The following is a 13,166-nucleotide window of genomic DNA, read 5'->3' as shown; positions in this document are numbered from 1 at the left end:
AGCTGCATTATCCTGACGAAGTTGCACAACCGCATAAGGAGTCTTAAATTCTCCATCACGAGGTCCTGTGTAGTCGTCCGGATACTCAAGCCCCACTGGTTTCATAGGGCCATAAAGCATGGTTTTAATACCTCGTTTGGCCATGACTTCAATTGGCATACAACCTTCAAAGTACTTTTCTTTTTCAAAGGAATTAAGCGGTGCTTCTTCCGCATTAACCAAGGCTTCATGGAAATCCAGAAACTCTTGCTTGGTCATGGGCGCATTGAGATAAGCGGCTTCTCCCTTATCATAACGAGACTTGAGATAGACCTTGCTCATATCGATAGTGTTGACGTCGATAATAGGCGCTGCCGCATCGTAGAAATAGAAACCATCGCCATCATTAAGGGCATGAATCTTTTCAGCCAAGGCATCGCTGGTCAAAGGACCAGTCGCCACAACCGTAATAACATCTGTCGGTAATTCTGTAATTTCATCACGAACCACTTCAATCAAAGGGTGGTTGGCAACTTTTTCGGTCACCATTTTGGAAAAACCATCACGGTCCACCGCAAGCGCACCACCTGCAGGAACACGGGTTGCTTCAGCAGATTCCAAGATAACTGAACCCAAGCGACGCATTTCTTCCTTGAGAAGCCCGACAGCATTAGTCAGAGCATCCCCACGAAGAGAATTGGAACAAACTAACTCTGCAAAATTGTCTGTTTTGTGCTGGGGTGTTGACTTGACACCACGCATTTCATAGAGTTTAACTGGAATACCACGTTCTGCGATTTGGTAGGCTGCTTCAGAACCTGCCAAACCAGCACCGATAACATTGATATAAGATTGAGACACGACACTAATACCTCTTTGGGGAGTGTGCAGACAAGCTCCACATTGAAAAAAGTCCACTGGACTTACTTCGCTTTCGAATTTCCTGGCTCAGGCTGAAAAAGTCCCCCGGACTTACTTCGCTCTCGAGTTTCTTGGCTCAGGCTGAAAAAGTCCCCCGGACTTTTTCACTCCCACAAATCTTTCTAATTTTTTCTTCTACTAGTATAACAAAAAAAGGGAAGAAGGCAAACTTCCCTGTTTAGTCATTTTCTTGATTTTCTTCCCAGTCGTGGTAGGCAGCGTAAAGCTGGCTTTTATTCCACTGGTAAATCTTAGCGACTTCCTTGATAGCTTGATTTTTCTTCATGCCTTGATGGATACGGGCTTGAATTTCTAAGAATAAGTCTTCCTCGTCTTTTTCCTCCACATCCTGACTGGCACCTTCAACGATGAGAAGGCATTCGCCCTTGAGTGGCGTTTCAGCTATGCTTTCCAATAACTCAGAAATGGTACCTCTTTGGTATTCTTCATAGATTTTGGTCAATTCTCTGACCAATACGACCGAGCGGTCACCGTAGACTTCTAACATATTTTCCAACGTGTCTGCTACACGATGAGGTGATTCATAGAAAATTTGTGTTTCAGGATAGTCTTTTTTCGAGTCGAAAAATTGCTTTTGTTGGCCTGATTTTCTCGGTAAAAAACCATAAAAGATATGTGGCTGTGGCGCTAAACCACTGGCAATCAAGGCAGAAATCCCTGCAGAGGCACCTGGAACTGTGACAACAGCAATATCTTCCTCAATCGCTGCCTTGACTAAATCATGACCAGGGTCTGAGATACTAGGCAAACCTGCATCCGATACCTGAGCAATACTTTGTCCTGCTTTCAGGAAACCAATCAAATCAGGAATCTTTTCCTTGGCATTGTGCTCATGAAAACTGATCTGCTTGGTGGAAATATCAAAATGTTTGAGCAAAAGCCCTGTATTGCGCGTGTCCTCAGCTGCAATCCAATCCACTTCTTTCAAGGTTTGGATGGCTCGAAAGGTCATATCATCTAGATTGCCAATCGGCGTTGCCACTAGGTACAGCTTGCCGTAGGGAGACTGCCCCTTAAAACTTTTTTGAATCTGCATGCCTACTCCCTATATAACAACTCGTCACAGAACATACATTCCTCGTCCTGCTCTCGACGTTGTCCATAAAAATCATTACAAACGTGAAATCCATCACGGTATATGCGACGGACACTTTCGCGAACATGTTTGGCCTTGACAGGAGCATCTGCTTCCACCTCACCCAAGCGTTCTCGCAACTTACTATTTTCCAAGCGAAGAGCTGTATTTTCTTCTACTAGGCTCTTGAGATTTTTCTTGATGGCTTCCACATCGGCCAAGGTCACCAATAACTGTTGGGAAAAATCGTCCAGCGCGTCAAATAATTCTTTTTTGTCCATAAAACAGCCCTTTCCTTTCTTTATCATTCATTTTTGAGTTTACATTTCTTTCAAGACCAGATATTCCATGGCATTTTGAAAGCTGACATTGGCTTGCCACATTTTTCTGGCTTCTAGCAAATCTTGTAGAATCACTCTTACTCTTGCTTGCAGGAGGTCCTGCCCACAGAGGACTTCAAGAATCCGTAAAACCTGATCTTGTTTTTCCTTGTCATCTGCCAAGCTAGCTAGTTTAGCAACCTGCAGATAACTTTCTTTTTTCTTAGCTACTAACCAAGTCAGCAGGCGTTCACTTTCATCGACCAAGGTCCAAAAGCCTGCCTGATTAGCCAACTTTTCTGCTTCAGCTCGTGATTGACTAAACTGAGCTAGGAGAGTCGCTTTTTTCTTAACCAACCCCATTTGTTCTAAGAGCAAGATAATCTTCTCTTCTTGCTTTTTAAAGTGAAAAATTTGCGTTCGACTACGGATGGTCGGCAACATCTTTTCCTCATCGCTAGTCAAGAAGAAAATATAAACCTCACTCTGGGGTTCTTCGATGACCTTGAGCAAAGAATTGGCTGCGTTGGGATGCATTTTCTCAGCTTGCTCGATAATAAAAACCTGTTGTTGGTTTTCAATCCCTGCTTGGGAAAACTGCCCCACCAATTCTCGAATGCGTTCTGTCTTAATGACCTGATTAACTGGCTTAATCAAAGTGACATCGGGAAATTCTCCCTGTTCAATCAGCTTACAATTTCGGCATTTCTCACATGGTAAAATACCTACTTTATCTGTACAAAAGAGGCTCTTAGCCAAAAACTGCGCCATTTCCAAGCTTCCAAAAAAACCTGAAAAAAGATAGGCGTGATTGAGCTGGTCTTGCTCCAAAATACGGACAAAGCGGTCAAACTGATCTGGCTGCCAAGCCTTTAGTTGATCTTGTTTCATCTTGTCAAGCCCATTCTGTCAAACAAGACAGCCTTGGTAGTTTCCACAACCTGCTCCAAAGGGAGACTAGCATCAATCTTGACAATGCGATTTCTTTCTTTGTCCAGAAGAGAAAGGTAGCCTTGACGGACTTTCTTGTGCAATTCCAACCCTTCCAAGTCCAGACGATTGACCTCGCGATTGCTATTAGCAGCAATGCGAGCCAGTCCTTCTTCCACCTCAATATCAAAATAGAGTGTCAAATCGGGTTTGAGGCCATCTGTCGCAAACTGGTTAAGCCAGTCAATGGCTTCAATGTCCAAACCACGACCAAATCCCTGATAGGCAAGAGAACTATCGATGAAGCGATCCATAATGACCAACTTACCAGCTTCAAGTGCTGGGAGAACTTTTTCCACCAAGTGCTGTCTGCGACTGGCGATATAGAGAAGAAGTTCTGTCTTCGCATCCATCTGAGTATGACTTGGATCCAAAATCACTTCCCGAATCTTCTCCCCAATCAAGACTCCGCCAGGTTCACGGGTCGTCAGCACCTCTACCCCTGTTTCCTCTAAAATTGGGAGCAGAGCCTCTAAAACACTGGTCTTTCCTGCTCCCTCTGGTCCCTCAAGAGAGACTAAAAATCCTTTTGACATGTCTAACTCATTTCTTTTTTACTACTTCTATTCTATCAAAAAAATAGGGGTTTGTGACAATCTTTTTGTTTTCTCATTTCATACTCAATGAAAATCAAAGAGCAAACTAGGAAGCTAGTCGCAGGTTGCTCAAAACACTGTTTTGAGGTTGCAGATGGAAGCTGACGCAGTTTGAAGAGATTTTCGAAGAGTATCAACCACCATAAAAGAGGCAGACAAATCCACCTCTTATTTACCTAGTTCTTGTGTTCGTTTGTAGGCTTGACCAACTGCATCCATGACCGTTCCTCGAAAAGCATGCGCTTCTAGGCTCGCTACACCAGCGATAGTCGAACCACCTGGGCTACAAACTTGATCTTTCAAGACCCCAGGATGTTGCTGACTTTCAAGGACCAATTGCCCAGCTCCTACCACAGTTTGAGCCGCCATTTTCAAGGCCGTTTCTCGTGGCAATCCCGTCTGAACACCCGCATCTGCCAAGGACTCAATAAAGAGATAGACAAAGGCTGGTCCACAGCCTGCAAGACCTGTCGCTGCATCTATTAAGCCTTCCCTAAGTTCAACCAAGAGGCCAGCCTTGGTTAAAAGCTGACAAAAGAGCTCACTGTCCTCAGCCCTGCAATTAGGAGACAAGGCATAACTAATCACTCCTTGGCCGATAGAAGCAGGAGTATTAGGCATCATGCGAATAATTCGATGTTGAGTTGGCAGAAGGCTAGCGAGTTTTTCCAAGGTCAATCCAGCTGCCATGGAAATCAAAAGAAGACCTTCTCTTTTTTTAAGGATGGTTTGATATTGAGATAGCAAGTCTGAGAACTGAGCAGGCTTAACTCCTAGAAAAATCACATCTGCTTCTGCAAATATTTCTTCATTGCTGGAAGCCTGACCACCAAAGTCTGCAATGAAAGCATCTACCTTGGCTTGACTACGATTGGCAAGGAGAATCTGAGCACCCGTCTTGGCCTGCAAAACAGCCTTGGCCAAACTAGCTCCCATATTCCCCAAGCCGATAAATCCAATCTTCATCTCTTACTCCCTTATCTGTCCGTCACCAGTAACCACATATTTGTAGCTAGTCAATTCCTTCAAGCCCATGGGACCACGCGCGTGCAGTTTCTGAGTTGAAATCCCCATTTCACATCCAAGACCAAATTGGCCTCCATCTGTGAAACGAGTTGAGGCATTGACATAGACAGCTGCAGAGTCCACTTGATCTGTAAAGTAAGCTGCAGCTTCAGCGTTTTCCGTCACAATGGCATCCGAATGATGGGTACTGTGGGCTTCAATATGCTCAACCGCTTCTTCTAAACTGCTCACAACCTTAACAGCTAATACATAGTCTAAAAACTCGGTATCAAAGTCTTGTGCTTCAGCTGCGTGGCCTGAAACAAACTGACTTGCTTTACTATCTAAGCGGAATTGAATTGGTTCCAACCCAGCTTCTTTTCGATCTGCAACCAGCACTTGCTCCAAGCGAGGAAGGAAGCTTGTTGCCTTGGCTTCATGAACCAGCAAAACCTCCATGGCATTGCAGACAGAAGGACGACTGGTTTTGGCATTGTTGATGATAGACAGAGCCTTGTCTTCATCTGCATCCTTATCCACATAGACATGGACAATCCCAGTCCCCGTCTCAATAACAGGTACGATAGCATTCTCAACCACGGCATTGATCAAACCAGCTCCTCCACGAGGAATGAGAAGGTCTAGATAGCCTTTTGCCTTCATCATAGCATAACTACTTTCACGGCTGGTATCTTCCACCAGTTGAATCACATCTGGGTGAATAGTAGTCGTCTCCAAGCCCTTCTTCAAAGCTGTGACAATAGCATGAGCTGTTTGATAGGCATCCTTCCCACTACGAAGAACAACTGCATTTCCACTCTTGAGAGCCAAAGCAGCCGCGTCAGACGTCACATTTGGACGACTTTCATAGATGATACCAATAACCCCCATAGCCACACGTTTCTTGGTAATAACCAAGCCATTTTCAAGCTGACTTGTTTCTAAAACTTCACCGATTGGATCTGGTAAGGCAACCACTTCACGAATTCCTCTTGCCATTGCTTCTATACGACCTGCATCCAAATAAAGACGATCCAGCATCACATCTGAGATTTTACCTTTGGCCGCTTCCATATCGAGGGCATTGGCTGCTAAAATCTCCTCAGTAGCAGCCACTAAGTGGTCAGCCATGGCTAGCAAGGCTTGGTTTTTCATCTCTTCACTAGCTGTGTTGATCGATTTTTTAACAGCCTGTACCTGTTCAAATTGTTCTTGTGTACTTACCATAGTTTACCTCTAAAATTCTGTAAAGAGTAGTTGGATTTCAGGAGTAATGGAAATCCAGTCGTCACGGTGAATCAAGACACCCTTGGCTTTTTGAGAACGCAACATATCCTCCAAAGCAGATGCTCCAAATTGCACGCGTCCTTTTCCAAGTGATTTTCCACTTTCCTTGTCAAATACTGTCACGATATCACCGTAAGAAAAGGCTCCTTCTGCTTCAACAATACCAGATAAAAGGAGACTCTTTCCATGTTGAGAGAGAGCTTCCGCAGCCCCTTTATCAACCCAAATAGAACCTTGGCTCTGAGCATAGAAAGCCAGCCATTGTTTCTGGGTACGCAGTCCCTTCTCTTGAGCAACAAAGTAGGAACCATCCTTGGTCTCCTCAGCCGCCTCAATCATGGCATCTGCCTTCAAGGATGAGCAGATATAAACAGGAACGCCCGATTCTGTCGCAATGGTGGCAGCTTTGATTTTTGTAAGCATGCCCCCAGTTCCGTTTGAAGAACCGGCTCCACCTGCCATATCAATAATCTCACGATTGATGGTCTCGATTCGCTCCAAGCGTTTGGCTCTTGGATCTGAATGAGGATTTCCAGTATAGAGACCGTCCACATCTGTCAAGAGAACCAAAAGGTCCGCTTGGACCATGGCCGCTACCTGGGCACTAAGAGTGTCATTGTCCCCGACCTTGAGCTCATCAATGACGACACTGTCATTCTCATTGATGATAGGAATCGCACCACGGCTAAGTAGAACTGACAAAGCCTGATGGGCATTTTTATAACGGCGCTTATCCACAAAATCATCCTGGATCAGCAAGATTTGTGCAGAAACGATTTGGCGCAAGAGAAGATTGGTCGTGTATTCTTCCAACAAAAGGCCTTGCCCTACCGCTGCTGAAGCCTGTTTATCAGCAATCTTAGTCGGACGCTTTTTAAATCCTAAGGCCCCAAAACCTGCAGCAATGGCACCCGACGACACCAAAATCAATTCATGACCAGACTCGTGCAACATAGCCAACTGTTGGGTAATAGCTTTTACTTTACTACGTGATAAACTTCCATCCTCATTCGTCAGAGAAGAAGTCCCCACCTTAAAGACAATCCGTTTGTATTTCATAGTCTCACTCCGATTCTTCATATTTATCCATTATAACATGAATGGCAGGAAATAGAAAAGAGTTGATAGGAAAAAGAAGGCCCTAAAACCTTCTTGGTAACTTCTCAAAGTAACTTCCACTTGCCTGACCAAAGTGGAAATTAGTCTAAAACGGATTTTTATGGTGGAATTAAGTATGAGACGTTTGACCTCCCTCTTCATTAGGCAAAAACTTATGTTACAGTTTTACTAAAACTAAAAAAATGATATAATCAAACTGATTAAATGTTTTAAAAATAAAGGAGAATTTTAATGTCTTACCAAGAAAATTACCAGAAATGGGTTGATTTTGCGGAGCTTCCTGACTACCTTCGTCAAGATTTGGAAAATATGGATGAAAAAACAAAGGAAGATGCCTTCTATACAAATCTTGAATTTGGTACTGCAGGTATGCGTGGTTTGATTGGTGCTGGTACAAACCGCATCAACATCTACGTTGTTCGCCAAGCTACTGAAGGATTGGCTCGTTTGATTGAGTCAAAAGGTGGAAACGAAAAAGAACGTGGTGTGGCAATTGCCTACGATAGCCGTCACTTCTCACCTGAGTTTGCCTTTGAATCTGCGGCAGTTCTTGCTAAACACGGCATCAAATCTTACGTATTTGAAAGCCTTCGTCCAACTCCAGAACTATCATTTGCAGTTCGTCACCTCAACTGTTTCGCAGGTATCATGGTCACAGCCAGCCATAACCCTGCTCCATTTAACGGTTACAAGGTTTACGGTGAAGACGGTGGACAAATGCCTCCACACGACGCAGACGCTTTGACTACTTATATCCGCGCAATCGAAAACCCATTTGCGGTAGAAGTTGCTGATGTGGAAGCTGAAAAAGCTTCTGGCTTGATTGAAGTTATCGGCGAAGCTGTTGACGTAGAATACCTTAAAGAGGTTAAGGACGTAAACATCAACCCAGCCTTGATTGAAGAATTTGGTAAAGACATGAAAATTGTCTACACACCACTTCATGGTACTGGTGAAATGTTAGCTCGTCGTGCCCTTGCCCAAGCAGGATTTGACTCTGTTCAAGTCGTTGAAGCGCAAGCAACTGCTGATCCTGACTTCTCAACTGTAAAATCTCCAAACCCAGAAAGCCAAGCAGCCTTTGCCCTTGCTGAAGAACTTGGTCGTCAAGTTGGTGCAGACGTTCTTGTGGCAACTGACCCTGATGCTGACCGTGTTGGTGTTGAAGTTCTTCAAAAAGATGGTAGCTACCTCAACCTTTCAGGTAACCAAATCGGTGCTATCATGGCTAAATACATCTTGGAAGCTCACAAAAACGCTGGAACTCTTCCTGAAAATGCCGCTCTCTGCAAATCTATCGTTTCAACTGACTTGGTAACGAAGATTGCTGAAAGCTACAGCGCAACTATGTTCAACGTCTTGACAGGTTTCAAATTTATCGCTGAAAAAATCCAAGAATTCGAAGAAAAACACAATCACACTTACATGATGGGATTTGAAGAAAGCTTCGGTTATTTGATTAAACCATTCGTACGTGATAAAGATGCTATCCAAGCCGTTCTTGTCGTTGCTGAACTTGCTGCCTACTACCGTTCACGTGGTTTGACACTTGCTGATGGTATCGAAGAAATCTACAAAGAGTATGGCTACTACGCTGAAAAGACAATCTCTGTTACCCTTTCAGGTGTCGATGGTGCAGAACAAATCAAAGCGATTATGGCTAAATTCCGCAACAATGCTCCAAAAGAATGGAACACAACAGCTATCACTGTCGTAGAAGACTTCAAGGCACAAACTGCTACTGCTGCTGACGGTACTGTTACAAACTTGACAACTCCTCCAAGCGATGTGTTGAAATACACACTTGCTGACGGTTCATGGATTGCCGTTCGCCCTTCAGGGACAGAACCAAAAATCAAGTTCTATATTGCAGTTGTAGATGAAACTAACGAAGAATCACAAGCTAAGATTGCGAATATCGAAGCAGAAATCAATGCTTTTGTAAAATAAAGTCCTATAAAAGATGAGACCAACCAATCTCATCTTTTTTTCGTATCAAATCTAAGCAATTTTAGAAACTTTATGGCATACTAGACTTATCAATGAAAGCGAGGTAATCTCATGGAACAATTTTTAGATAACATCAAAGACCTTGAAGTCACTACAGTAGCGCGTGCGCAAGAATCTCTTGATAAAAAAGAAACTGCAACCTTCTTTATCGGTCGCAAAACTTGCCCTTACTGCCGTAAATTTGCAGGTACATTGGCAGGTGTCGTAGCTGAAACCAAAGCTCACATCTACTTCATCAATAGTGAAGAACCAAGCCAACTCAATGAGTTGCAAGCATTCCGCTCACGCTACGGAATCCCAACTGTACCAGGATTTGTTCACGTTGCAGATGGACAAATCAATGTCCGTTGCGACTCCTCAATGTCAGCACAAGAAATCAAGGACTTTGCTGGATTGTAAAAAAGCCACTCATCGAGTGGTTTTTAAATGGTCAAAATTACCTTTTTTCAATCAAATCTTGTATCATCCGATGCAGTTCTTCGATTTTCTCAGATTGCTTCTCTAGTAATATTCTCTGACTAGACAATTCATCTTGAAGTTTATCAAGTTTTATCGGTTCATCTGGATTATCCTTTACAAAAAAGTTCGTCAAAGCACTTGTTAGCATCCCTATTGTTCCAATACCGACAAGCATCAGTAAAACTGCTAGCCATTTCCCAAAAAGGGAAACTGGAACAATATCACCATAACCAACAGTAGTTACTGTCACAAGAGCCCACCAAAGACTATCTGAGAAAGATTTTTCTTCAACTACAGATAAAATTGAACTTCCTACTAGAACGATAAAAATATTAACATACAAGATATAAATCAGGCCATTTGTCCGTAAGAATCTACTAATTTTTCTTTCTAATTTACCTGTAAGTCCAATTATTCTAAGTAAACGAGTCAGTTTCAGTAATTTTGTCAGCCTTGCTAAGCGGAAGATACGCCCTAATCGAAACACTGTAAAAATAGCATTTAAAGGGAGAATAGCCAATAAATCAAAAATATTTTCAAGAATAAAGCGCCATTTTCTTTTAGTAGTAAAAAAGCGCCAACTATAATCAATTACAAAAACATCCCAGATTACTAAATCAATATACTATAAGGCGGATTGTCCAAATCGACCGTCTCAGCAAATCCAAGTAATACCAGAATAACAGAGATTAAAGCAAGTAAAATAATTGTTGTATCATAATAATCTGCAAAAAACCATTTTCTTTTCACACTACTTCTCCTATGTTATTTTTGAACGTTATACCACAACAAATATCTACTAATTTATAAAAAGAACACCTTCTCAGCGTTCTTTCTATATCTCTGTCAAGGGTGTTGCGGTATCTGGTGAGGTATCATAAACCTTAAAGTCTACTCCGACTCCCAGATCAGCTTGCGCTAGCTGATTGACCATGGTCATGTGAGCAAGCTCCTTGATATTGTTCTCTTTAGACAAATGTCCTAGGTAGATTTTCTTAGTGCGATTTCCTAGCGTCCGAATCATGGCTTCGGCACCATCTTCGTTAGAAAGGTGACCCAGATCCGATAGGATTCGTTGTTTGAGTCGCCAAGCGTAAGAACCTGCTCGCAAAATCTCTACATCATGGTTGGACTCGATAAGATAGCCGTCCGCATTTTCGACAATCCCTGCCATACGGTCACTGACATAACCTGTATCTGTCAAAAGGACAAAACTTTTATCATCCTTCATAAAGCGATAGAACTGCGGTGCGACTGCATCATGGCTTACACCAAAACTCTCGATGTCAATATCTCCAAAGGTTTTGGTTTTGCCCATCTCAAAGATATGCTTTTGCGACGAGTCCACCTTGCCAAGATATTTACTATTTTCCATAGCCTGCCAGGTCTTTTCATTGGCATAAAGATCCATACCATACTTGCGAGCCAAAACGCCCACTCCATGGATATGGTCTGAATGCTCATGCGTAATCAAGATGGCATCCAAGTCTTCTGGCTTGCGATTTATTTCAGCAAGTAGGCTGGTAATTTTCTTACCAGACAAGCCTGCATCCACTAAAAGCTTCTTTTTTGGGGTTTCCAGATAAAAGGAATTTCCACTGGAACCCGACGCTAAAATACTGTATTTAAAGCCTATTTCACTCATTCTAGTCTTCTACTTCATCCTCCCATACTTCTTCTTTCACTGCATCCTTATCATAAGGGAGCACAATGGTAAAGGTTGATCCCTTACCGTATTCACTCTTGGCCCAAATAAAGCCCTTATGTTGTTTGATAATTTCTTTGGCAATAGACAGTCCTAGACCTGTACCACCTTGTGCACGACTTCTAGCACGATCCACACGATAGAAACGGTCAAAAATACGTGGCAAATCCTGCTTAGGAATCCCCAAACCGTGGTCAGAAATGGATAAAATCATCTGGTCTTCAGTTGTCTTCATTCTGACAGTGATTTTACCCCCATCTGGCGAATACTTAATGGCATTATTTAAAATATTGTCGACAACCTGCGTCATCTTATCTGTATCAATTTCCATCCAGATAGAATTGATGGGATAATCTCTCACCAACTCATATTTTTTCTCCTTTTCCTGTCCTTTCATCTTGTCAAAACGATTGAGGATAAAGGTAATAAAGGCAGTGAAGTTAATCAGTTCCACATCCAAGTGACTAGTGGCGTTATCAATCCGTGAAAGATGAAGGAGATCGGTCACCATGCGCATCATACGGTTGGTTTCGTCCAGAGACACCTTGATGAAGTCTGGTGCTACAGTTTCACACAAAGCTCCCTCATCCAAGGCTTCAAGATAGGATTTCACGCTGGTTAAAGGAGTCCGTAACTCATGACTAACGTTGGAAACAAAGAGTCTCCGTTCGCGTTCTTCCTTCTCCTGCTCCGTCGTATCATGCAAAACAGCCACCAAACCTGAAATAAAGCCAGACTCTCGACGAATCAAGGCAAAGCGAACTCGAAGGCTCAGATATTCGCCATTGATGTCTTGGGAATCTAGCAACAATTCTGGACTTTGGGTAATCAAATCACGCAATTCATAGTCTTCTTCTATCTTGAGCAATTCTAAAATGCTTCTATTCAGAACATCTTCTTTAACCAACCCCAGTTGCTTCTTGGCTGTATCGTTAATCATGATAATCTGCCCCCGACGATTGGTCGCAAGAACCCCCATCTGTCATATAAAACAGGATACTATTTAGTCTCTTACTCTCTTGTTCTAGATTTTCCTGAGTGAGACGAATAACCTCCGACAAGTCATTCAAATTATTGGTAATATTGGTGATTTCAGACCCACCTTGCATATCAAGAACCTTGGAATAATCTCCTGCAATCAAATCTTTAACCTTTTGATTGATTTGCTTCAACCGAATATTATCACGTCTATTCTCCAGTAATAAGAGGGTCACAACAAGGATGAAACCTAACAAAATCAGGATAAAGATAAAATCTCTGGTAAAAATGGTTTGTTTCAGTAAATCAAGCATTATTTCTCATGTAATACCCTACACCACGGCGCGTCAAGATATACTCTGGTCGGCTAGGCGTATCTTCAATCTTCTCACGCAGACGTCGGACAGTCACATCAACTGTACGGACATCACCAAAATAGTCATAACCCCAGACAGTCTCAAGCAAGTGTTCGCGCGTAATGACTTGACCTGTATGCGATGCCAAATGATACAAAAGCTCAAACTCACGGTGGGTTAAGTCTAGTTCTTCGCCATATTTTTTAGCCACGTAGGCATCTGGAACAATTTCTAAATCCCCAATTTGGATAGGTTGAGGTTTACTTTCTGCTTCCTGCCCATCTACTGGCATAGGTTGAGAACGACGAAGAAGAGCTTTGACACGCGCCTGCAACTCACGATTGG

General features: G+C 42.8%; 12 protein-coding genes and 2 pseudogenes. 2 read left to right on the top strand and 12 right to left on the bottom strand.

Features of this window, described 5'->3' with window-relative positions; genetic code table 11:
* The 8 genes from trmFO to proB form a co-directional block, all read right to left on the bottom strand.
* The coding region (trmFO, locus tag SMIDD26_RS12715; RefSeq protein ID WP_246746888.1) for a methylenetetrahydrofolate--tRNA-(uracil(54)-C(5))-methyltransferase (FADH(2)-oxidizing) TrmFO at nt 1–840 on the bottom strand (840 nt) is incomplete at its 3' end.
* 238 nt (nt 841–1,078) lie between these two features.
* Nucleotides 1,079–1,957 carry a 16S rRNA (cytidine(1402)-2'-O)-methyltransferase gene (gene rsmI, locus SMIDD26_RS04015; RefSeq protein ID WP_061439083.1) on the bottom strand — a complete coding sequence of 293 codons (879 nt, stop codon included), beginning with the start codon at nt 1,955–1,957 and terminating at the stop codon, nt 1,079–1,081.
* 2 nt (nt 1,958–1,959) lie between these two features.
* Nucleotides 1,960–2,277, bottom strand: coding sequence for a DNA replication initiation control protein YabA (gene yabA, locus SMIDD26_RS04010; RefSeq protein ID WP_000358228.1), 318 nt, complete (start codon nt 2,275–2,277; stop codon nt 1,960–1,962).
* A 39-nt stretch (nt 2,278–2,316) separates the two neighbouring features.
* Nucleotides 2,317–3,207, bottom strand: a complete 891-nt coding sequence (locus SMIDD26_RS04005; protein WP_061439081.1) for a DNA polymerase III subunit delta' — start codon at nt 3,205–3,207, stop codon at nt 2,317–2,319.
* Complete coding sequence (gene tmk / locus SMIDD26_RS04000) at nt 3,204–3,842, bottom strand: dTMP kinase (RefSeq protein ID WP_061439079.1); 639 nt, start codon at nt 3,840–3,842, stop codon at nt 3,204–3,206. The genes SMIDD26_RS04005 and tmk overlap by 4 nt, the downstream gene beginning before the upstream one ends.
* 228 nt (nt 3,843–4,070) lie before the next feature.
* On the bottom strand, nt 4,071–4,868 hold the full coding sequence (gene proC / locus SMIDD26_RS03995) for a pyrroline-5-carboxylate reductase (RefSeq protein WP_061439077.1): 798 nt from the start codon (nt 4,866–4,868) through the stop codon (nt 4,071–4,073).
* Nucleotides 4,869–4,871: 3 nt separating this feature from the next.
* Nucleotides 4,872–6,134 (bottom strand): glutamate-5-semialdehyde dehydrogenase, encoded by a 1,263-nt coding sequence (locus SMIDD26_RS03990; protein WP_061439075.1) that lies wholly within the window; start codon nt 6,132–6,134, stop codon nt 4,872–4,874.
* 9 nt (nt 6,135–6,143) lie between these two features.
* Nucleotides 6,144–7,253 carry a glutamate 5-kinase gene (gene proB, locus SMIDD26_RS03985; protein WP_061439072.1) on the bottom strand — a complete coding sequence of 370 codons (1,110 nt, stop codon included), beginning with the start codon at nt 7,251–7,253 and terminating at the stop codon, nt 6,144–6,146.
* Nucleotides 7,254–7,544: 291 nt separating this feature from the next.
* On the opposite strand from proB, the gene SMIDD26_RS03980 reads away from it, so the two are divergent.
* Together SMIDD26_RS03980 and SMIDD26_RS03975 are read left to right on the top strand one after the other, a co-directional pair.
* Entirely contained in the window at nt 7,545–9,263 is a 1,719-nt protein-coding gene (locus tag SMIDD26_RS03980; protein WP_061439070.1) for a phospho-sugar mutase, read from the top strand.
* A 111-nt stretch (nt 9,264–9,374) separates the two neighbouring features.
* On the top strand, nt 9,375–9,722 hold the full coding sequence (locus SMIDD26_RS03975; protein ID WP_061439068.1) for a DUF6568 family protein: 348 nt from the start codon (nt 9,375–9,377) through the stop codon (nt 9,720–9,722).
* A 37-nt stretch (nt 9,723–9,759) separates the two neighbouring features.
* Here the strand turns inward: SMIDD26_RS03975 and SMIDD26_RS03970 are convergent.
* The 4 genes and pseudogenes from SMIDD26_RS03970 to SMIDD26_RS12710 all read right to left on the bottom strand — a co-directional run.
* A pseudogene (locus SMIDD26_RS03970) lies at nt 9,760–10,532 on the bottom strand (potassium channel family protein).
* An 85-nt stretch (nt 10,533–10,617) separates the two neighbouring features.
* Nucleotides 10,618–11,427: an MBL fold metallo-hydrolase gene (locus tag SMIDD26_RS03965; protein WP_050302726.1), complete on the bottom strand. Its 810-nt coding sequence runs from the start codon at nt 11,425–11,427 to the stop codon at nt 10,618–10,620.
* Nucleotide 11,428: 1 nt separating this feature from the next.
* Nucleotides 11,429–12,779 (bottom strand): annotated as a pseudogene (vicK, locus tag SMIDD26_RS03960) (cell wall metabolism sensor histidine kinase VicK).
* The coding region (locus SMIDD26_RS12710; protein ID WP_246746887.1) for a winged helix-turn-helix domain-containing protein at nt 12,772–13,166 on the bottom strand (395 nt) is incomplete at its 5' end. The gene SMIDD26_RS12710 and the pseudogene vicK, both read right to left, overlap by 8 nt.

It is taken from the genome of Streptococcus mitis (assembly GCF_001579035.1).
Lineage (GTDB): Bacteria > Bacillota > Bacilli > Lactobacillales > Streptococcaceae > Streptococcus > Streptococcus mitis_J.
Note: the sequence above shows the minus strand (reverse complement) of the source record. Positions and strands in the feature narration are given on the sequence as shown.

Bases quoted from the DNA above. Each gene is read 5' to 3' on its own strand.
- rsmI (WP_061439083.1), bottom strand. From the start codon at position 1,957: ATGCAGATTCAAAAAAGTTTTAAGGGGCAGTCTCCCTACGGCAAGCTG.
- yabA (WP_000358228.1), bottom strand. From the start codon at position 2,277: ATGGACAAAAAAGAATTATTTGACGCGCTGGACGATTTTTCCCAACAG.
- SMIDD26_RS04005 (WP_061439081.1), bottom strand. From the start codon at position 3,207: ATGAAACAAGATCAACTAAAGGCTTGGCAGCCAGATCAGTTTGACCGC.
- tmk (WP_061439079.1), bottom strand. From the start codon at position 3,842: ATGTCAAAAGGATTTTTAGTCTCTCTTGAGGGACCAGAGGGAGCAGGA.
- proC (WP_061439077.1), bottom strand. From the start codon at position 4,868: ATGAAGATTGGATTTATCGGCTTGGGGAATATGGGAGCTAGTTTGGCC.
- SMIDD26_RS03990 (WP_061439075.1), bottom strand. From the start codon at position 6,134: ATGGTAAGTACACAAGAACAATTTGAACAGGTACAGGCTGTTAAAAAA.
- proB (WP_061439072.1), bottom strand. From the start codon at position 7,253: ATGAAATACAAACGGATTGTCTTTAAGGTGGGGACTTCTTCTCTGACG.
- SMIDD26_RS03980 (WP_061439070.1), top strand. From the start codon at position 7,545: ATGTCTTACCAAGAAAATTACCAGAAATGGGTTGATTTTGCGGAGCTT.
- SMIDD26_RS03975 (WP_061439068.1), top strand. From the start codon at position 9,375: ATGGAACAATTTTTAGATAACATCAAAGACCTTGAAGTCACTACAGTA.
- SMIDD26_RS03965 (WP_050302726.1), bottom strand. From the start codon at position 11,427: ATGAGTGAAATAGGCTTTAAATACAGTATTTTAGCGTCGGGTTCCAGT.